The organism is Clostridium sp. UBA7503, assembly GCF_002477055.1.
Lineage (GTDB): Bacteria > Bacillota > Clostridia > Clostridiales > Clostridiaceae > Clostridium_J > Clostridium_J sulfidigenes.
This window is the reverse complement of sequence record NZ_DLNT01000028.1, coordinates 71551-92503: the sequence shown is the minus strand read 5'-3', so window position 1 is coordinate 92503 and position 20953 is coordinate 71551. Positions and strand designations below refer to the sequence as shown.

Genomic DNA, 20953 nt, shown 5'->3' with positions numbered 1-20953 from the left:
TAACTATTTTTGTCCTTCTCTAAACATATGAGTAAAGGATTTATCATATAAAAGACTCTTATCATAATCACAGTTTATAAAGTCGCCTACTAATATTTGAGCACATTTAGTGATTCCTGCTTCTTTAACCTTTTCTGATATATCGTCTAAAGTTCCAATTATAGCTCTTTCATCTTCCCAAGTAGCTCTTTCAACTACAGCTATATTAACATTTCTTCCATAACCTTTTCTTAACTTTGCAACAACCTTCTCTATCATGCTAATAGATAGGAAGATTGCCATAGATGCTCCAATTGAAGCTAATCTTTCTAAGTCTTCTGTTTCTGGCACTGGAGTTCTTCCTTCAACTCTAGTTAATATTACTGTTTGAGTTACTGATGGAAGTGTAAATTCCTTTTTTATTACAGATGCTGCTGCTGTAAATGAGCTAACACCTGGAATTACCTTGTACTGAATATTTAATTTATCAAGTTCATCCATTTGTTCTTTGATAGCTCCATAGATAGCTGGATCTCCTGTATGAAGTCTTACTACCATTTTGTTTTCTTTTTCAGCCTTTTCCATAACTTCAATAACTTCTTCTAAAGTCATAGATGCTGAATTGTGTATTTCACATCCAGCCTTACAATAATTCATATGCTCCTTGCTTACAAGGGAGCCTGCATATATAACTACATCTGCCTTTGCTAATGTATCTCTTCCCTTTACTGTGATTAACTCTGCATCTCCTGGACCTGCTCCTATAAAATAAACCATTTTTCTTCCTCCTAATCTCTGTTTGCTATTATAAGTGACATGTATTCTTTATTATCTAAAATATCTTCTCTCTTATGTAAAATTTCTTGACCTTCTCTTCCAGCTCTTTTTATATATACATAGTTAAAGCCTTTTTCGTCAAGAACATCTAACACTTCTTCTTCTCTTTTATAAACCTTCATTATAACTACATACTTTTCATCTTTTATATCTGAAACTCTGCTAGCTGGTGTTATAAGTAATGGTTCATCACCTATAACTAATGGTTTTTGTGCAAGACTAGCACTAGCACAGAAGGAAGTTATCCCTGGAATTGTTTCAACTTCAAAGCCATGCTCTTCTATATATTTCAGTAAATATATATATGTACTATAAACAAAAGGATCTCCTAAAGTTAAGAAGGCTACATTCTTTCCTTCCTTAAGCTTCTCTTCTATTGCTTTAAAAGCTTCATAGATTTTTTCTTCTTGCTCTTCTCCACCCATTGGAAATTGCTTTATCATAACTTCTTTATTCTCTGATATAAAATCTTCTGCAATTCCTAAAGCTATACTTTTTCCACCTTTCATAGCACTTGGTGAAACAATTACTTCACACATTTCTATAGTTTTAACCGCCTTTAAGGTTAATAGCTCTTTATCTCCTGGTCCTACTCCAACTCCATATAACTTTGCCATCTATTTCACTCCCCTATTTCTAATCTGCAACAATATATCTAATTCTTATAAGCCTCTACAATAAAAATTGGATTATATCCAAATAACATATAACTTTGGCCTCTTGTTTTACTTACTCCAACTTGAGTACAGCTAATTTTCATATTTAATTCTTTTAAGGTACTCATCGCTTTATATACATTATCAATGGTAATAAAATTTAAAACCATTACTCCATCATCTTCAAGCAGGCTATGGCATTTGTCAATTATTCTTTTAAGATTTCCACCACTACCTCCAATAAAAATACTATTAAATTTTTCCTTAATAGAGTCTAAAGCTTCTACAGCTTCACCTTCTATAACTTCTAAATTATCACAATTAAATTTATCTTTATTTTTATAGATTACCTCTAAGGCTTCTTCATCTCTCTCTATGGCAACTACCCTACCATTAATGCAAATCTTACTTCCTTGAATTGATATGGAACCAGTTCCAGCTCCTACATCTAGAAGTTTAGAATTTTCCTCTAAATTAAGTTTTGCTACACTTAGAATTCTAACTTCTTCCTTTGTCATAGGACAGTTTCCTCTTATAAACTCTTCATCTTTTATATATTTCATTTAAACTTCCTCCACTACAAAGACACTTAATGAAGAAAATTCCTTCTCCATTATCTCCTCTGGTGTACCTACTGTTATTTTCTCATCTTCATAGGATAAATTTTCTCCTACCCATATATTACAACTTATATTTTCTATAAACAGTTTATCTGCTAAAACCTTAGGTGAATTTTTACTATCTGTTAAGAATATACACATGCTATTTTCTTTAACAACCGTTAAAAAATCTTCTTCTCTTCCATGGACACTGCCTAAAAATTTTCCATTCCAACTCTTCCCTATCTTGCTCATTAGATATTGAAAAGAGCTCAGCCCTGGTATTATCTCTATAGGCTCCTCTTTTATGTTTCTCTTTATATAATCAGTAACTCCATAAAAACATGGGTCTCCCGATGCAATTATAGATATTTTCTTGCTCTTGTTCTCTTCTACTATCTTCAAAATATCTGATAAAGACTTAACTGCCAATCTTTCAGTATTTATAAAGTTTACACTTTCCAAAGCTCTAGAAAACCCTACTAACATATCACTATTTTCTAGAGTTTCAACAGCCTTAGGAAGTATATACTCCTTACTTCCTGGACCAAGTCCTACTACATAAATCATCTTTCCACCTCTATAATGTTGTAGCTAATATCTTAGGATTAGTTGCACCCCAATACATAACTACATCACATTTAAGTTCACCATAGCTATAAAGCTCCATTCTTTTCTTCACTTTATCTACAATAGTTTTATATATCTCACTATATTCACCCTTTAAAGCTTTTATAGCACCCTCTGTAGTCTTTTCATTATATATACTTCTAACTAAGTCATGTGGAGCTCCTGCTAATGCTAATTCTAATGCTATTACTTCTAGTCTTACATCACATACTCTACTGTGAGTGTTAAAGCTACCAGCAGATATCTTGCATATCTTACCTATATGACCTATTATAATTATCTCTTTAACTCCACAACTAGCACAACATTCTATAGCAAATCCAACAAAGTTTGATATTATAGCCACTTGATCTATAGAATATCCCATAGACTCTGCAACCTTTTCTCCCATATTCCCAAAGGCTAATATAAGAACCTTATTTTTTAAAGCCTTTTGAGTTATCTCAATTTTTATTGATTCTTTAATTGATTCTTCAGACATAGGATAAACAATTCCTGTAGTTCCTAATATGGATATTCCTCCTACTATATTAAGCCTAGGATTAAAGGTTTTCTTTGCTACTTCTTCTCCCCTTGGTACAAATATAGTAATAGTAACTCCTTCATCCTCTGGAAGCACACTACTTACCTCTTGCTCTATCATAAGTCTAGGTACTGGATTAATAGCAGCTTCACCCTTTTCAATATAGAGTCCTTCACCATTAACTACTCCTACACCTTTTCCACCTTTTAAAATATATCTCTCTTCACCTTTTTCAGCTCTTGCCCATATAGGTAATCCATGGGTAGCATCTATGTCATCTCCACCATCTTTTATAATGGAACATTCCACATAGTCATCACCAAAAACAACTTCATCTATTACTAAGTTTAAAATTATTCCCTTTGGTGTATTAATCTCTATCTCTTTAATTTTTTTACCAGTAAAAAGCATGTAGGTAGCGGCCTTAGCAGCTGCTGCTGCACAAGACCCTGTAGTATAACCACATCTTAACTTTTTACCATTACTGTTAACATATAAGTCTAGCATTCTAATACCTTATCTTTCTACTAACATATACATAAGAGCATTGACTATAGCTGCTGCTACTGCACTTCCGCCTTTTCTTCCTCTAACTGTCATCATATCTATATCTTTTAATTTTTCTATTTCCTCTTTTGATTCAGCTGCTCCTACGAATCCTATTGGAGATCCTATAATAAATTTACAATTAGACTTTCCTGATTCAATAAACTCTTTAAGTTTGAATAAAGCCGTTGGAGCATTTCCAAATACAAAGAACTCTACTCCATCTTCTACCGCCTTTTCTACTGCAGCCATAGAACGAGTTATACCTCTTTTCTTTGCTATCTCTACAACTTCTGGTTCTGATACATAACATACAACCCTACAATTTAACTTTTCTAATGCTCTTTTATTTATTCCTGAAAGTGCCATATTAGTATCTGTATATATAGTTGTTCCCTTTTTTAGAATCTCTAGGGCTGTATCTATAGCATTATCTGTCATATAAACTAAATCCTTATATTCAAAGTCTGCTGTAGTATGAATAACTCTCTTAATTATAGAAAGCTCTCTATCATCGAAATTATGAGGTCCCATTTCTTCTCCTATAATTTCAAAACTTCTCTTTTCTATGTCCATTGGTATTTTTATATAATCCATTTTTCCTCCTACTTAAGGAAATAACTTTCCCTTATAAATCTCTATTTTAAATTTACATCTACTTAATTAAGCTATTTAAAAAATCAATATTAGAAAAGAAATGTATATGTCCATAAGCTGCTAAAACATTATTTTTTACATACCCACACTTCCACTTCTTTGTGGTTCCATCGTAGGCTTTCTTTTCTAATTCATATATTTCTTCTTCTTTTAAATCTACCAGTGATTTATGGAACTCATGACAATTAATTATCATATCCTTTGGCAATATAGGATTTTTTTCTGTTATCTTTATAGTTGCGTATCCAAAATTATTAAGTTTTCCAGTCATATAAGATATTCCATTAAAGAAACCTACTGTTTCAACTCCATCTATGCTCTCTGTAAGATACATAAGTCCACCACATTCTGCATAGCATTTTACTCCATTGTTTAAGGCTTTTCTAATACTATTTAACATAGATTTATTAGAAGATAACTCTTCCTTGAATACTTCTGGGTATCCTCCACCTATATATATAAAATCTACATCCTTTGGCATTTCTTTATCTTTTAGGGGGCTAAAATACTGAACTGTTCCAACCTCTTCTAAAAGCTCTATATTCTCTTTATAATAAAAACTAAAGGCTTTATCATATGCTACTGCAATCTTTATATCTTTGTTTTCAACGTGGAAATCTTCACTGTTATTAGATTGAATATCTGAAGCTTTAAATTCTTCTATAAGGCTATCTATATCTACATACTCTTCCATAAGGCTACTGCATAACTCTATCTTCTTTGATAAATCTTCAACCTCGCTACTCTGCACAAGGCCTAAATGCCTACTTTTTAAAGCTAACCTCTCATCCTTAGGTATGTATCCGAAAACTCTAATCCCTTTACAATTTACTTCAATAGCTTTTTTCAAAAGTTTATAGTAACTTTCACTAATATTATTAAGTATTATCCCCACTATGTTCACATTTTCATAATTTCGAAGTCCTTCTATTTCAGCGCATAAAGTTGCTGATTGAGCTTTAGGAGATAATACTAATACCACAGGCAAATCTAAAGTTCTAGATACATGTGCTGTAGAAAAATTAGTATCTATACCTTTTCCATCATAAAGTCCCATAACTCCTTCAATGATTCCTAGGTCACCCTCACCTCTTACATAACTTTCCTTAACCCCTGGTTCTCCCATTAGAAATAAATCTAAGTTTCTTGTAGCCACTCCTGTTATTTCTCTATGAAAGGCTGGATCTATATAGTCAGGTCCAACTTTATATCCTTGAACCTTATATCCTCTATCTATAAGAGTTTTCATAAGTGCTAATGTAACAGTGGTCTTTCCACCGCCACTACTATTTGAAGAAACTATTATACTTTTCATAATTTACTCCTTTACGGTGTTTTCTTCGTATCTCCCAAATTAAGATATTTATTATCTATTACATCTTGTACATGATTCACATATATATGTCTAAACTTCTCAATCTCGCCCAAACCATGAAGATATATGTCTACTTTAATTCCAGCTTCCTCTAAAATAGTCTTCCATGAATCCTCTTCATCAGAAGCCATGTCATTAGTGGCATGATCTCCAGCTACTAGCATAAGTGGTGCTAACTTAACGTGATCAATACCTTCTCTTTTAAGTATTTCTACTATCATATCTACGGTAGGATATCCTTCTACTGTTCCAACATATACATTATTATAATTTAAGTAAGTAAATACGCTTTGAAGTGCTACAAAGGCTGAGTTAGCTGGATGATTACTTCCATGTCCCATAAATACCATGGTCTTATCCTTTGGTATAATTTCTTTTATAGCATCTATAAACATCTCGTAATCATTAGGTGTTTCTTCTCCTCCTTGAAAGTGAAGGGCTGGTCTACCTACTTTTATTGATTTAAATTTATTACTACCTCTAAACTTATCAACTACTAATCTAACATATTGGAACTCTTCCCCTGGTATTATATGAAGCGGCTGAACTATAACTTCTTCATAGCCTTCTTTATATAGTTGCTCTAAAGCTTCCTCCGGAGTAGGTATAATTATTCCATCCCTATTTTTTATTTTTTTAATTATCATATGGGCTGTAAAAGCTCTCATAACATGATACTCTTTAAATCTTTCTCTTATTTCATCCTCAATTTTTTCTATAGTTAATTTTAATGTATCCTTATAAGTAGTTCCAAAACTTACTACTAATATAGCCTTTTTCATTTTAGTTCCTCCAAATTTAATAAATTAGTGCAAAATAAAACCTCTACCCAAAAGGTAGAGGTTAAAATTCAATTTAACTCATAACAGAATTATAATTTGTAATAAATATACAAACCAAACTATTAACTCCCTTCCCTCCGAAGTGTCATATCTATGCTTTAGGCAGGTCTCCTGACTCACGTATCATCCTCCATCTCACCTTCCCAGAAATACACTCCAGTGGTTTTTCTATGAGATTTCGTCTTCGTACACAGTAGCGGGGGCTGTAGTGGACTTTAACCACTTTCCCTATTAAACATGATGTACCTAAAACTATACTTTATTCAATTTAAATCAACATATTATTTGCTATTTCTTTTTAATCCAATTTAATTATACCCTATGATTTAATTTAATTCAATATGAATATACTAGTATTTATAAAAACAGTATAATATATTCGTGTTAAAATAATGATATACTATTTAAATAGTATTATTCACCAGTAATAATTATTCTAATTTTTAATATATTTTATATGAGGTAAAGATATGTTTTTTGTTTATATATTAAGATGTAATGACAATACTTTATATACAGGATGGACAACTGATTTAAACAGAAGGCTTAAATGCCATAATAGTGGTAAGGGGGCTAAATACACCAGATGCAGACTACCTGTAGAAATTGTTCACTATGAAAATTTACCTGACAAATCTTCAGCTTTAAAAAGAGAATGCGAAATAAAAAAACTTTCTAGAGCAGAAAAACTTATTCTTATAGAAAACACCATAAATAGCACGGAGGGAAATCAATGAAAAATACAAAGTCTTCTTTTTCTTTATTTTTTAAATGGATATTTAGATCAATTTTATTAATACTATTTGTTTATTACTCATTTGTAAAAACTAATAATAACTCAAATTACATTAACAACATTCTATTAATTCTTATCACGTCCTTTATACCAGATATAATTCTAAATATATTTAAGGTTAAATTATCTAGTTTACCTGACTTTTTATTGCAATTATTCATATTGTTAGCTCTACTATTAGGGCGGATGTATAATATGTACTCAATACTACCTTGGTGGGACATATTTCTTCATTTTGCTTCAGGTGCTCTTTTAGGGTTTTTATCTTTAATAATTTTAAAACCTCTTATAGGTGAAAATAATCTGAAAACCCTTCCACCATTATTCATAGGGATATATATATTACTCTTTACTATTTCTGGAGCTACATTGTGGGAGTTCTGGGAATTTGCAGGAGATCAACTATTGGGGTTTGATTCTCAACTTAATAGTCTTACGGATACTATGACAGATATGATAAGTGGTTCTTTAAGTGGTGTTATATTATCTATAATGGGATTTTTACACATTAAAAATGGTTCATTCAAATTTTTGGATAAATTTATTAATGCTATTAAAAAATCTCATAAATAAAACTAAAGACTTATATTATAAAGTTAAAAGACCAAGATCTTAAAAATCTTGGTCTTAATTATTTAAGTTCTATGCGATTTCTGAATTACATTCAGCTTCATTTTCTTTCATTAATCTTCTTATAAGTTCTAATAACTCACTTGTTGAATTTGATTTATCAAAAGTCATACAATTTTCTTTAATCTCTCTTAATTTGTTTTTGTCCTTAATTAAAGCCTTTATAGCTTCAGTACAATTATCACCTCTGCCTATAGATATGGACATGCCATGATCTAATAGAAATTTTGCATTTGCTTCTTCTTGTCCGGGTATTGCATCAAAAGTAATTAAAGGAAGATTTGCTGCTAACGCTTCTGATACTGTAAGGCCTCCTGGTTTAGTAATTAAAACGTCCGCTAAGTTCATATATCTATGAACTTCATTGGTAAACTTAATAAGCTTTGTCTGTTTTTTACTAAACTTAATCTGTTCCTTAATTTTATTATATAGTCTTTTATTATTACCGGTTAGAATTATAATTTGAAAATCTATAGGAATATTATTTATATTCTTATAGATTTTTTCTATATTATATACTCCGAAGCTTCCAGCCATCACTAACACAGTCATTTTATTTTCGCTTAATCCCAGCTCATCTAACAGTATTTTTTTATCATCTTCATCTTGATGAAAAAAACCATCATATACAGGTATTCCATAAGGATGAACTTTTTCTGGAGGAACGCCTCTATCTATCATACCTTCCACCATGTCTTCACATGCTACACAATATTCATCTACATTAGGTTTTATCCATGTTTTATGTGGTGCATAATCAGTCATTATACATATTGATGGCACCTTTATACTTCTATTTCCCTTTAATATAGAAATCATTTCTGTAGGAAATGGATGAGTAGTTATGATTACATCTGGAGCAAATGCTTCTATTAGTGGTATTAATTTTTTCGAAAACAAATAAATTAACTTTGTTACTAAACATGTTAAAACCCCAGACTTGTCCGTTAAATTATATATATTTTTATATAAGGAATTTAAATACTTTGCCAGTACTATATATCCCTTAGTTACTATTTTATTTATAAATGGATTAACATACTCTAAGGTATCCACTACTTTTACTTTAGCATCTAACTCATTTTCTAAAACATATGATTCTAAAGCCTTTGATGCTTTTAAATGTCCTCCACCAGTAGATGCAGATAAAATAAGAATATTCATATTTACAATCCTCTCTCTATTTACTTCACATGGTCTTATGTAGTAAATTTAACTATTTTATTTTACCACACCTATTATGCTTTAGTCCAATTAATTAAATCTAACATAATCCATTTAAAATTATAAACATTTCATATACTTTTATTATCAAATACAAATTTGATAATATGTTCATCGTGATACTATCTTAGAATAAAATATATTCACCATAAATAGTTAATATTACTTATACTTCTCTATAGATAATTCTAGCACTACTGATAAAATATTCTTTTCTATTGTATTTAAAACTTCTATCAATGTATCTACACAGGTTTCTACTTTTTCAGAAGCAGTACCATAGTTTTCTCTATCTTTTAATTCTACTACTATAATTTGTGATAACTTAAGTACATTTTGTGCATATTCATTTATCTTTTTGTCATTAATATAACCATTCACAAATTTATAATTATTTATAATCTCTTCAAATTCTATTATGAATTCATCTCTATAATAGCTTTCCACATTTATCCAATTAGGTATTGTGTTATTTTTAATTTTATCTCCAAAGACTTTAATTTTTTTATTTAGTTCAAATAGTTCCTTGTAACTTTTTATTTTATCATTATTAATATCTATAGCACGTTCTTTCTTAGATTTTTTTCTCTCTTCCATAATTAGTTTTCTCATTATTAATAGAGATATACCTCCACCAAATGCTGCAGATATTAATGGCACTATTATTCCTAACATCCAAGTTGCCTTGTCCATAAATAAATCACCTCAAATATAATATTCGTTGCAAATATTACATTTCTGAATGAAATTAGTCTTCATATCTTTTTCTATGCTTAATCATTATTTCATTTAATATATCACTAGTACTTTGTGGTGTATATGTTATAGCATTAGCCCCAGCAATTATAGTTTCACGTATGCTCTCATCTGTAGGACCTCCTGTTGCTATAATAGGTATATCTGGATACTTACTTCTTATATGTCTAACAATATTCGCAGTTTCTTTAGCTCCTGATACATTAAGTATAGTTGCTCCTGCCGCTATTCTTCCATCTATATCATCTTTCTCTGAAACAACGGTAACTAATATTGGTAAATCTATAGTTTCTCTCATCCCTTCAATAACATCATTGCCTATAGATGAATTAACTACAACCCCCATAGCCCCCTTAAATTCAGCATCCAATGCTAGATTTATTACCCTTTTACCTGTAGTAATAGATCCACCTACCCCACAAAATACTGGAATATCTGATGCTAGTAATAGTGCTTCAGTTATTCTAGGTTGAGGCGTAAATGGATATACTGCAATAACAGCATCTGCATTAGTATTTCTTATAACTGCTACATCAGTTGAAAACACTAAAGATTTAATTCTTTTCCCAAATATAACAATTCCAGTAGCGTCCCTAATAACCTTAGGTAACTCAATCATATGACTTCTTAGTAAACCTTTAAATTCTGGCACACGTTTTTCCATAAAATTTCTCCCTTCACCACATAAAGCTATGTTCTTTCTAAAAACATAGCTTAAATCACGCCTCACATAGATAACTTTAAATCACATATATAAACTTAGAATGTGATTAATAACTTATTTTATTTTCTTAACTTACAGATTATATCACAGGTTTATTACTTCCTCAATAAATTTATTTAATTATTTTTATGGAATTATACGGTATATTTCTACTCTCTTTGTCTATCTAAAATAAGATAAAAGAAAACAATAAAAAAACCTAGTGATTACTAAAATCACTAGGTTTTTATGGCAGGGGCACGAGGACTTGAACCCGGAACCAACGGTTTTGGAGACCGCTACTCTACCAATTGAGCTATACCCCTTCGTTACTCGTTTATTATATTATATAATAAACATAAATGCAAGAGGTTTTATATAAATTATTCAACATATTCTTAAGTCAATACTAGTATAAATAAGTCGAAGTATTTTCACATATTGAAATATTTATCATCTTATTATTCATTACCTTTTTATAGGAACATAAAAATTCATTTAACTCATTATCAGTTAAATCTATTTTCCCAAAACTTTTTAATATAACATTCTCATCTTGAATCATTATATCTAAATCATTCTTGTCATTCTTAATACTATATGAAGTTACACTTTTTACTTTAAGCTTTCCTTTATATTTTTCTTGAAATCCGACCATTTTTCTTGCATCTTCATACTCATTACCTAATCCATTTAAAGGATTCTCTATACCCATAGACTTCATTTGGCTTTCTACATCTTCAGTAGAAATTCCATACCTCTCCATAACCTTCTTCTGGATATTCATAAATTTCTCTTGAGATATATTATTTTCCTTCATATACTTAAATATTTCTCTGCTCATTTCCGCCATGGATAGCTTTCCTTGAGCCATTGAATAATACATAGAATATATGTAATCCTCAAATTTATCTACATCTTTATCTGTAGCCTTATTTTTCAGTTCATTAAAATCTATTACATCACTAATTTTAACCAGCTCCTTGAATACAATATTTCTTCTATCACATTATTTATTTTATCCCATAAATTTGTATTTTAGTATCTTATTATTTATTAAATCTAATTTCTAATCACTTTTATTTCCTATAATTACATAATAACAGAAATAAAACCATTACGAATCTACTTAAGTATAACTGAGGTTAAAAGATGATAAACAGAGCTCTTTACCCCCACTTTAAAGAAGATGCAGGTATTAGAGCTAATAGTCATCGTATAAAGTTAAGAAATATGTTTGTAAATCAGTATATTATAAAAGTATTCAAATTACTACTGTATTAATTATGTATTTAAAATATATTAATCTTTTCTTAATATATAATTATGTACTGTTGAGTATGTAGTTACATACATACTCAACTATATGCTACTGTATCTTGAATCCAGATTGTTTCACCTTCTCAAGAATTTCATCCATATTGTCTGTGTTTAATCTTATTACTATCTCTTTAACTTCTGTTATGCTCTTAGGATCAACAACTACAAAGCTTATAATTTGCCCTTTGTTTTCAGTAATTATTTTTGATAATTTAGATATTTGTCCAGGTATGTCATAAGCAATTACAGCTAATCGTTTACCTTTATTTAATCCAAATAACTCTGTAAATTGATGAAAAATACCGTGATGTGTTACTATTCCTTGCATTTCTCCATTTTTATTTATTACTGGTACAAATGAAACACTTTTAGTTTCTAAGAAATGTGCAGCCTCTTCAATTTCATTAAAAGGAGTTATTGATGGTACATCAGTTCTCATTACATTTTCAACTAGAAAATCTGATAGTAAACATTGTCTCTCTATAGATTTTTCATAGTAATATGTGTATATTTGCTCTTTTGAAATTACTCCACAAAATTTATCTCCTTCTACTACTGGTATGGATAAAAACTTATTTTCTTCCATTACCTTAAGAGCTTCTCCTATTGTTACCTTTGGTGTTACAGTTATTAACTTTTCTCTAGATAACATCAAATTATTTACAAACATAATTTATCCTCCTCTACTTATTTGTTATTCTATATTATACCTTACTTTAGTATACTATGTTAGTATTTTAATATATTTCATTATTAATATATTAAATATATTTTGATTATTGCATCAATTATTACTATTTTACGTATCCAAAATATAATACGTAAAATATATAGATTTGTTTACTTAAATATAAATTTACTTTTACAATATTTAGTACCATTCCATTGGCAAATATGCTAAAATTTTTTTATATAGATAAATGGTATGCTTTGGAGGACAAAATGAATATTAGTATAAAGAATATAGTTTCTGCTCTATCATTATCCTTAGATCTTACAGACAATGATTGGGGTAAATTTGAGGATGTTATAAACCCAACACATGCTAAAGATATTTCAAATAAGCAATTTTCTAATCATTCTAGATGCACCTCATACATAGCCTTAGAAATTGCTCAAACTATGAAACTAGATGAAAATTCTTACTATAATTTATATATCGCTTGTATGATTCATGATATTGGAACTCAAAATATATTTGATGAGTCTCACACCTCAAAATGGTATATAAAAAAGCATTGCATTGCTGGATCTGAAATGATTCAACGTATTCCATCCTTAATACAAGTATATGATATAATACGTTATCATCATGAAAATTATGATGGTAGTGGATGCTTAAAATTAAAAAGTTCACTAATTCCTATAGAAGCTCAAATTCTAAGAATAGCTGATTTAATTGAAATCCAGGTAGATTATTTGAAACCTTACCACATCCAAAAGGATATTATTATTGATTGGGTAAAACTACACAATGAAACTTTATTTTCACCACAGATTGTAAAAGCTTTTCTCATGGTAGCTGGCAAAGAAGAGTTTTGGTTAAACCTTATAAATTTGCCTAATATGAATTTCATCCTTGATAATATAATACCGGAGAAAGATATTTTTATCTCTCTATCGGAATTTGAAGCAATTGCTGATGTATTTGCAAGCATTATTGATAATAAGAGTTCTTTTACTGCAGAACATTCTAAAGAAATTGCTACTTTAGCTTATAATGTTTCTAAGCATTTAGGCTATACTGAAGAAAAATGTCTTAAAATGAAAATTGCAGGATTACTTCACGATATTGGAAAACTAGCTATTCCCATCAGTATATTGGACAAGGATGGTCCTTTAACAGAAGAAGAATATTCTATTATCAAATCTCATACCTACTATACTAAATTAATTCTAGATAAAATAGACCACATATCTGATATTAGTTTATGGGCTTCTAGTCATCATGAAAAATTAAATGGTAAAGGCTATCCACGAAGACTTAAGGCTGAGGACCTTAGTGAAGAATGCCGCATTATTGGAGTATGTGATATATATCAATCTTTAACTGCTGATAGGCCATATAGAAAAGGCATGTATATGTATGAAGCATTTAATATATTAGATGATATGGTAAATAGAGACTTAATTTGTGGTAATGCAGTAAGACATTTTAAAAATACTTTAGTATCTCGGGTAGAAAAGAAAACTTAATTTAATTATTATACAGTTATTTAATGAAAAGTAATTTTACTATTTGCTTTTCATTTTTTTTCTTTTAGGCTAAAATATTAATGAGGTGAATCAGATGGAATTTATAGTTAGTAATGTTGATGAATTAGATTCCCTAGGTATACAGCTAGGAAAAATGTGTAAAGAAAATGATATTTTATGCCTTATAGGTGATCTTGGTACTGGTAAGACTCATCTTACCAAGGGAATTGCAAAAGGTCTTGGTATAGATGAATGTATAACTAGTCCTACCTTTACAATTGTTAATGAATATGAAGGTAGATTAAAATTGTATCATTTTGATGTGTATAGAGTAAATGATCCCGATGAGATTGCTGCTATCGGTTTTGATGAATATATATTTGGAAATGGAGTTAGCGTCATTGAATGGGCTAACTATATCGAAGATTTAATACCAGAAGAAAGTTTAACTATAAATATAGCTAAACTTCCAGATTTAGGTGAAACCTATAGAAAAATTACTCTTTCCTATACTAATAATAGATATAATTATATAAAGGAGTTAAAGCTATGAAGATTTTATCCTTAGATTCTGCAACTGAATGTGCAACAGCGGCTATTATTGATAGCGATAAGATATTAGGGGAAACTATTATAAATTATAAAAAGCAACACTCTGTAATTATGATGCCTATGATAGATAACCTTTTAAAAAATTGTGGTTTATCCATATCAGATATAGAAGGCTTTGTAGCTTCTAGCGGTCCTGGTTCTTTTACTGGTCTTAGAATCGGTATGTCCACCATAAAAGGTCTTGTGCAAGCAACTAATAAACCCTTTGTGTCTATAAATTCTTTAGATGGACTTGCAAATAATCTCTTTAATATCCAAGGTATTATTTGTCCTATAATTGATGCTTTGAGGGGTAATGTATATACTAATTTTTATAAATTTGAAAATAATAATTTAGTAGTCTTAGGTGAGCCTGAATTATTATCAATGGAAGATGTAATAAATAAATGCTCAGGATTTAATGATCCTATTACTTTTATAGGTGATGGTACATCAAAATTTAAAGATGTCATATTAACTTCTCTACCTAATGCTTCCATAGCACCTAGTCATATCAATGTGACAAAGGCATCCTCTATAGGCTACTTAGGCTATCTTAGATTAATAAACAATGAAGGTGATAATGTACTTAGTAGTTCACCTGTATATCTTAGACTTTGCCAAGCCGAACGTGAATATGAAGAAAAGGTAAAAAATCATGACTGATATAACTGTTGAAAGAATGAGTTCCCTTAATATATTAGGAGTTAAAGAAATTTCTGACTTAAGCTTCTCAAGCCCTTGGTCTCTCCTATCTATGGAAAAAGAACTAATTAATAAAAACGCTGTCTATATAGTTGTAAAGTTAGGTAATAAAGTTGTAGCCTTTGGTGGAATGTGGATTGTCTTTGATGAAGGTCATATAACCAATATAGCAGTTCATCCCGACTATAGAAGAAATAATTTTGGAGATGTGGTAATAGAAAACCTTATTACCATTGCTAAAGATATAAATATTGTTTCTATGACTCTAGAGGTTAGAGCCTCTAATATAGCTGCAATAAATCTTTATAAAAAACACCATTTTTCTGTAGAAGGTATAAGAAAAAACTATTATCAACATCCAAAAGAAGATGGATACATTATGTGGAACCACAACATATAGGTGGTATATATTGAAATTTTAAAGACGATAAAAGAATTTTTCTTTTATCGTCTTTTTATAAATTATCTTTATATATTTTAATTTTAACTTCAACTTATTTTTTAAATTATTAAATATATGATTTAGTACATTTTTTATTAGGCACCCTTTTTCATAGCTTGTTCAGCTAAAACATTCTCTCTATTTAGTAGTGGTGATATTCTCTTATAAGATACAAAGGTTATAAGAGATACTATGGCTCCTTTTATAATATTAAAAGGAGTTATTCCTATAACAATTATTCCTGTTAAACTAGAAATGTTAGAGTTTCCTTCCGCTGATACTCCTATAACATTAGCCATGCCCCCCATTATTGTAGCGTATAATGGAATTAGTACAAAGTAATTAAATATTGCTCCTACTATAGTCATTATTATAGTTCCTAAAATTAATCCTATAATTGCACTCTTTTTAGTTTTATTTTTATGATAAACATATGATGCTACAAATACAAAAGACCCACCAATTAGAAAGTTAGCAAATTCTCCAACTCCACCGGTGTAAGTGCCATGAAAAACTAGATTTAATATTACTTTTCCACCTTCTATAATTACTCCTGCTACTGGTCCCAATGCAAATCCACCTATAAGTGCCGGTAAATCACTAAGATCAAGTTTTAAAAATGGTGGAAATCCCGGTATCGGAAATTCAAATAACATTAATATAAATGCTATTGCTACTAATAAAGAGATTTTTACTAATTTGTTTACATTGTTAGATGTGTTCATTATTAATACCCCCTAAATTTATTGCATACTTCATAGGGTGAATTTATCCGATGACTATCCACTCTAATACTCCCATCTTCTTCGAAGTGGGTGTTAAGAGTGTCTATGTCCCTGGATAACGATTTCTAACCTTCAAAGAAGCTAAGAACTCTGTTTATAGTACCATAATGCCTTCAGATTTGTTATTTCTCTAATGACTATCTCATTAATATTGTTCATTGGAACTTAATTGTTAAAAATAATACTTATAACAAATCTAAAAAAGCCCTGATTAAAAATCAGGGCTAAAACAAGCATCACTAAAATACTATATACCTACTTCTTTCATCCAGACTATACTGTCGGCTTCGGAGTTTAACCGAATCAGCCTTTCGGCTCGCGGGCTTTACCGCCGGTGGGGAATTACGCCCCGCCCTGAAGTGCATTATTAACTTTTATTACACTTTCATCTTACCATGAAAATCATTACACTTCAATATATTTTTTAAAATTCATAGATAAAATAGATATTTTTTTAACGATATTTTTAAACTTATATTTTACTTTTTAAGTGTTATTCCACATAAACAGAGTTTATTTTAACTCAACATCTTTTTTCATTGATAAAGATATCCTATTCCTCTTCTCATCAATATCTATTACTGTAACCTCTACTACATCTCCTAGCTTAACAACATCTAGTGGATGCTTAACAAATCTATCACTTAATTGACTTTTATGAACAAGACCATCTTGGTGTACTCCAATATCTACGAAGGCACCAAAATCTGATACATTTCTAACGGTTCCTAATAATTTCATTCCTTTTTTAAGCTGAGATAATTCCATAACACCAGTTTTAAATATTGGTTTTGGCATTTCTTCTCTAGGATCTCTTCCTGGTTTTTTTAGTTCTTTTATGATATCTAAAAGAGTTGGTTCACCTATGCCTACTTCTTTAGCTAAATTAGATGGTCCTACCTCTTTAACTTTTTCATCTATACATTCTATATTTTTACTACTTAAATCTTTATCATCATATCCAAGAATAGTCATAAGTTTTTTGCATGCCTCATAGCTTTCTGGATGTACAGATGTACCATCTAAAGGCTCCTTACTATTATCAACTCTCAAGAATCCTGCACATTGCTCATAAGCCTTAGCTCCTAACCTTTTAACCTTTAAAAGCTCTTTTCTTGATTTAAACTTTCCCGTTTCATCTCTATAGGCAACTATATTCTGAGCTATACCAGAATTTATTCCAGAAATATAAGATAAAAGTGCTGGTGTTGCTGTATTTAAATCTACTCCTACATTGTTAACACAATCTTCAACTATATTTTTTAGAGATTCATCTAATCTTTTTACAGTAACATCATGCTGATATTGACCTACTCCTATAGATTTAGGATCAATCTTTACTAACTCAGCAAGAGGATCTTGAAGCCTTCTTCCTATGGATATAGCTCCCCTTACCGTAACATCTAAATCTGGATATTCTTTTGTTGCAAGCTCTGATGCAGAATAAACTGAGGCCCCAGCTTCAGATACTATTACATAATATATATCTTTATCTGTTTCCTTCTTTATCTGTGCTATAACTTCCCCTAATATCTCTTCTGACTCTCTACATGCAGTACCATTTCCAAGAGAAACTACATCTACATTGTGTTTTATCATCATCTTCTTTAATATTTCTTTAGCCTCTTTAACCTTAGCTTCACTTGCAGCTGTAGCATGAACTGTAACATACTCTAAAAACTTACCTGTATCATCAAGAATTGCTACTTTACATCCAGTTCTAAAGCCTGGATCAAAGCCCATTACAGTTTTCCCCTTTATAGGCGGAGACATAAGAAGTGCCTTAAGATTTTCTTTAAATATTTTTATAGCCCCATCTTCTCCTTTTTCCGTAAGCATATTACGTACTTCTCTTTCAATAGATGGATATATTAATCTCTTTGTAGAGTCATCTATACTAGTATTAATATATTCATTACACTTCATATTATCAGTGACCATAAATTTGATTATATAGCTTTTTATTTTTTCTATATCACAAGTAATCTTAACTGAAAGAACTTTTTCATTTTCTCCTCTATTTATAGCAAGAATTCTATGAGAAGGTATGAATTTTACCTTTTCGCTATACTCATAATACATTTCATATTGAGTTCTCTCTTCACTGCTTCCTTTAGTTTCTACAACTCCACTATTTACCACATAATCTCTTATCCACTTTCTAAACTTAGCATTATCACTAATCTTTTCACTGATAATATCCATAGCTCCTTGTAATGCTTCATCTATAGAAGTTACGCTTTTATCCTCATCTATAAACTCTGTAGCATATTCCTCAGGAGATTTTTCTCCCCCTCCAGATAAGATATACTCACTTAATGGTACTAACCCCTTCTCTGTAGCTATTATAGCTCTTGTTCTCTTTTTAGGCTTAAATGGTCTATAAATATCTTCTACTTCTGTTAAAGTTTCAGCTTTATCTAAAGAAATTTTAATTTCATCTGTTAATTTTTCTTGCTCATCAATTAATCTAATAACATCTTCCTTTCTACTTTGAAGATTTCTTAGATATGTAAGTCTTTCTGAAAATTTTCTTAAGATTACATCATCAAGACCACCGGTTTTTTCTTTTCTATATCTGGCTATAAAAGGCACTGTATTACCCTCATCTAATAATTCTATTACATCCTCCACTTGAGACTTGCTCATAGGAAACTCTTTAATTAACTTCTCATTTATAATTGACATCTTTTCTCCTCCTGATCGTTTCTAAGCATAGTATTCTTTAATTTTATCACATTATTAGTAAATTTATCATAATCAAAATAACTTTTTCATACATATACTAATATAGTAATGTTTAAGGTGATGCCATGAAAAAATTTATAGTTTCTTCTCTTTTAACCTTTTCCTTAATCCTTTCTTCCATCAGTTATAATAGCCTAATACTAACTAAAAACTTCGATGCTAAGGAAGTAAAAGAGACTATCCATTATCTATCTTCTGATGAGTTTAAAGGGCGATTAAGTGGAACCTTAGAAAATGCTTTAGTTGGTGCCTATATAAAGGATGAGTTTGAATACATAGGATTAGAACCCCTAAGTAATGACTATTACCAAAGCTTCCAAGTAAATTACCCTAAGAGTTTATCAGATGAACCTATGATTGCAGTTATTGATAAAGATAAGAAAATACATAAGATTTTAGAATACGGTATTAATTACAAAGAAGATTTACTTAACTTTAGGAATACAGAGATAGAGTTTGATAACTTAGATGTCTCTTCTAGAAACAATGATGCAATAGCAGTTTCTAATGATATGGGAACTGCAATATTTTATACTTCTTCTAATAATACTCTTGGGTTTAGAAGCTCTTTTTACGAAGAAAGTAACAAAGGTCTATTTATTACAGTGACTAAAGAAACTCTTGCCGAAATAGAAAGTTATTTAAATGAAGGTTTTTCAATCTACACCTATATACCTTATTCTATAGAAGAAGCAAGTATCAATAACATAGTAGGTGTAATTAAAGGTAATGACTCATCTCTTCCACCTTTAATCCTAGGTGCCCACTTCGATCATATAGGTACTGATCTAGGTGGAACTGTTTATAACGGAGCTTTAGATAATGCTTCTGGAGTATCATTTCTCTTAGAGCTTGCTAAGTACATTAAAACCTTAGGCATTCCTGATAGAGATATAATTTTTGTTTCCTTTAATGCTGAAGAATTTGGTCTTAAAGGCTCTAAAGCCTTTGTAGAAGAATATAAAGACTTAATATCTGGAAGTAGAGTTTATAACTTTGATATGATTGGGAGCTATGACGGTACTCCTCTTTGTATTATGGCTGGTAAAACTAATACGGCTAAAACTCCTATAGTAGAAGAATTAACTGAGGCATTCCAAGATAAAAAAATATATTTTAATTACATCTTCGAGAATTCCAGTGACCATGGTTCCTTTGTTGATGCAGGGATTGAAGCTGTAACCCTTTGTGACTATGATTTATCTAGAATTCACACCCCAAATGATAAAATAGAATATATTAGCGAAGAAGCAATTGATAGATGCTTTAGTGTTATGAAAACTCAAATATTTAAAGATAGTTATTCTAGTAATGTACTATATAATAATTTAGAATTAATTCTATTTCTATCTTTGGGCGCTTCTGTAATTCTAAGTGCTATCTATTACAATACACAAAAGAGTAGTTAATTGA

The 20953-nt window shown here is 30.2% G+C and carries 22 protein-coding genes, 1 tRNA gene and 2 riboswitches; of the genes, 7 read left to right on the top strand and 16 right to left on the bottom strand.

Annotation, left to right across the window (positions count from 1 at the left end; translation table 11 throughout):
- Positions 1–3 precede the first annotated feature (3 nt).
- The 8 genes from cobM to B3630_RS08465 are packed head-to-tail and all read right to left on the bottom strand — an operon-like array spanning position 4 to position 6584.
- Positions 4–756, bottom strand: coding sequence for a precorrin-4 C(11)-methyltransferase (gene cobM, locus B3630_RS08500; protein ID WP_346897221.1), 753 nt, complete (start codon positions 754–756; stop codon positions 4–6).
- An 11-nt stretch (positions 757–767) separates the two neighbouring features.
- Complete coding sequence (locus B3630_RS08495; protein ID WP_346897219.1) at positions 768–1433, bottom strand: cobalt-factor II C(20)-methyltransferase; 666 nt, start codon at positions 1431–1433, stop codon at positions 768–770.
- Positions 1434–1471: 38 nt separating this feature from the next.
- Positions 1472–2035, bottom strand: coding sequence for a precorrin-6Y C5,15-methyltransferase (decarboxylating) subunit CbiT (gene cbiT, locus B3630_RS08490; protein ID WP_346897217.1), 564 nt, complete (start codon positions 2033–2035; stop codon positions 1472–1474).
- Positions 2036–2641 carry a precorrin-6y C5,15-methyltransferase (decarboxylating) subunit CbiE gene (gene cbiE, locus B3630_RS08485; RefSeq protein ID WP_346897215.1) on the bottom strand — a complete coding sequence of 202 codons (606 nt, stop codon included), beginning with the start codon at positions 2639–2641 and terminating at the stop codon, positions 2036–2038. It abuts the gene before it with no gap.
- 10 nt (positions 2642–2651) lie between these two features.
- Positions 2652–3731 carry a cobalt-precorrin-5B (C(1))-methyltransferase CbiD gene (gene cbiD, locus B3630_RS08480; RefSeq protein WP_346897213.1) on the bottom strand — a complete coding sequence of 360 codons (1080 nt, stop codon included), beginning with the start codon at positions 3729–3731 and terminating at the stop codon, positions 2652–2654.
- A gap of 9 nt (positions 3732–3740) precedes the next feature.
- Positions 3741–4367: a precorrin-8X methylmutase gene (locus B3630_RS08475; RefSeq protein WP_346897211.1), complete on the bottom strand. Its 627-nt coding sequence runs from the start codon at positions 4365–4367 to the stop codon at positions 3741–3743.
- 58 nt (positions 4368–4425) lie between these two features.
- The gene (locus B3630_RS08470) at positions 4426–5742 is read right to left on the bottom strand and encodes a cobyrinate a,c-diamide synthase (RefSeq protein WP_346897209.1); all 1317 of its coding nucleotides are present in this window, start codon (positions 5740–5742) and stop codon (positions 4426–4428) included.
- Between the two features lie 11 nt (positions 5743–5753).
- A complete protein-coding gene (locus B3630_RS08465) occupies positions 5754–6584 on the bottom strand; it encodes a sirohydrochlorin cobaltochelatase (RefSeq protein ID WP_346897207.1) in 831 nt (276 codons plus the stop codon).
- Between the two features lie 144 nt (positions 6585–6728).
- Positions 6729–6909, bottom strand: a riboswitch (cobalamin riboswitch).
- A 205-nt stretch (positions 6910–7114) separates the two neighbouring features.
- Here B3630_RS08465 and B3630_RS08460 point away from each other — a divergent pair.
- Together B3630_RS08460 and B3630_RS08455 are read left to right on the top strand one after the other, a co-directional pair.
- Entirely contained in the window at positions 7115–7381 is a 267-nt protein-coding gene (locus B3630_RS08460; protein ID WP_346869726.1) for a GIY-YIG nuclease family protein, read from the top strand.
- A 254-nt stretch (positions 7382–7635) separates the two neighbouring features.
- Positions 7636–8013 carry a hypothetical protein gene (locus B3630_RS08455; RefSeq protein ID WP_346897205.1) on the top strand — a complete coding sequence of 126 codons (378 nt, stop codon included), beginning with the start codon at positions 7636–7638 and terminating at the stop codon, positions 8011–8013.
- Between the two features lie 69 nt (positions 8014–8082).
- On the opposite strand, the gene B3630_RS08450 is transcribed toward B3630_RS08455, so the two are convergent.
- The 6 genes from B3630_RS08450 to B3630_RS08425 form a co-directional block, all read right to left on the bottom strand.
- On the bottom strand, positions 8083–9234 hold the full coding sequence (locus tag B3630_RS08450) for an MGDG synthase family glycosyltransferase (protein WP_346897203.1): 1152 nt from the start codon (positions 9232–9234) through the stop codon (positions 8083–8085).
- A gap of 222 nt (positions 9235–9456) precedes the next feature.
- Positions 9457–9987 (bottom strand): hypothetical protein, encoded by a 531-nt coding sequence (locus tag B3630_RS08445; RefSeq protein WP_346897201.1) that lies wholly within the window; start codon positions 9985–9987, stop codon positions 9457–9459.
- A gap of 55 nt (positions 9988–10042) precedes the next feature.
- On the bottom strand, positions 10043–10714 hold the full coding sequence (locus B3630_RS08440; RefSeq protein WP_346897199.1) for a hydrolase: 672 nt from the start codon (positions 10712–10714) through the stop codon (positions 10043–10045).
- A 289-nt stretch (positions 10715–11003) separates the two neighbouring features.
- Positions 11004–11079 (bottom strand) — tRNA-Trp (locus B3630_RS08435).
- 83 nt (positions 11080–11162) lie between these two features.
- Positions 11163–11723: a DUF3867 domain-containing protein gene (locus tag B3630_RS08430; protein WP_346897463.1), complete on the bottom strand. Its 561-nt coding sequence runs from the start codon at positions 11721–11723 to the stop codon at positions 11163–11165.
- Positions 11724–12122: 399 nt separating this feature from the next.
- Complete coding sequence (locus B3630_RS08425; RefSeq protein WP_346897197.1) at positions 12123–12743, bottom strand: CBS domain-containing protein; 621 nt, start codon at positions 12741–12743, stop codon at positions 12123–12125.
- 272 nt (positions 12744–13015) lie between these two features.
- On the opposite strand from B3630_RS08425, the gene B3630_RS08420 reads away from it, so the two are divergent.
- The 4 genes from B3630_RS08420 to rimI all read left to right on the top strand — a co-directional run bounded on the left by B3630_RS08420 (position 13016) and on the right by rimI (position 15965).
- On the top strand, positions 13016–14269 hold the full coding sequence (locus B3630_RS08420; protein ID WP_346897195.1) for an HD domain-containing phosphohydrolase: 1254 nt from the start codon (positions 13016–13018) through the stop codon (positions 14267–14269).
- A gap of 94 nt (positions 14270–14363) precedes the next feature.
- On the top strand, positions 14364–14822 hold the full coding sequence (gene tsaE / locus B3630_RS08415; protein WP_346897193.1) for a tRNA (adenosine(37)-N6)-threonylcarbamoyltransferase complex ATPase subunit type 1 TsaE: 459 nt from the start codon (positions 14364–14366) through the stop codon (positions 14820–14822).
- Positions 14819–15526 carry a tRNA (adenosine(37)-N6)-threonylcarbamoyltransferase complex dimerization subunit type 1 TsaB gene (gene tsaB, locus B3630_RS08410; protein WP_346897191.1) on the top strand — a complete coding sequence of 236 codons (708 nt, stop codon included), beginning with the start codon at positions 14819–14821 and terminating at the stop codon, positions 15524–15526. Before tsaE ends, tsaB begins: the two co-directional genes overlap by 4 nt.
- Positions 15519–15965 (top strand): ribosomal protein S18-alanine N-acetyltransferase, encoded by a 447-nt coding sequence (rimI, locus tag B3630_RS08405; RefSeq protein ID WP_346897189.1) that lies wholly within the window; start codon positions 15519–15521, stop codon positions 15963–15965. Before tsaB ends, rimI begins: the two co-directional genes overlap by 8 nt.
- A 137-nt stretch (positions 15966–16102) precedes the next feature.
- Here the strand turns inward: rimI and B3630_RS08400 are convergent, their stop codons facing one another.
- Both B3630_RS08400 and B3630_RS08395 read right to left on the bottom strand, forming a co-directional pair.
- Positions 16103–16732 carry an ECF transporter S component gene (locus tag B3630_RS08400; RefSeq protein WP_346897187.1) on the bottom strand — a complete coding sequence of 210 codons (630 nt, stop codon included), beginning with the start codon at positions 16730–16732 and terminating at the stop codon, positions 16103–16105.
- Positions 16733–17044: 312 nt separating this feature from the next.
- A riboswitch (FMN riboswitch) is annotated at positions 17045–17158 on the bottom strand.
- A gap of 147 nt (positions 17159–17305) precedes the next feature.
- A complete protein-coding gene (locus B3630_RS08395) occupies positions 17306–19480 on the bottom strand; it encodes a Tex family protein (protein WP_346897185.1) in 2175 nt (724 codons plus the stop codon).
- 125 nt (positions 19481–19605) lie between these two features.
- On the opposite strand from B3630_RS08395, the gene B3630_RS08390 reads away from it, so the two are divergent.
- Positions 19606–20949 carry a M28 family metallopeptidase gene (locus tag B3630_RS08390; RefSeq protein ID WP_346897183.1) on the top strand — a complete coding sequence of 448 codons (1344 nt, stop codon included), beginning with the start codon at positions 19606–19608 and terminating at the stop codon, positions 20947–20949.
- Positions 20950–20953: the final 4 nt, after the last annotated feature.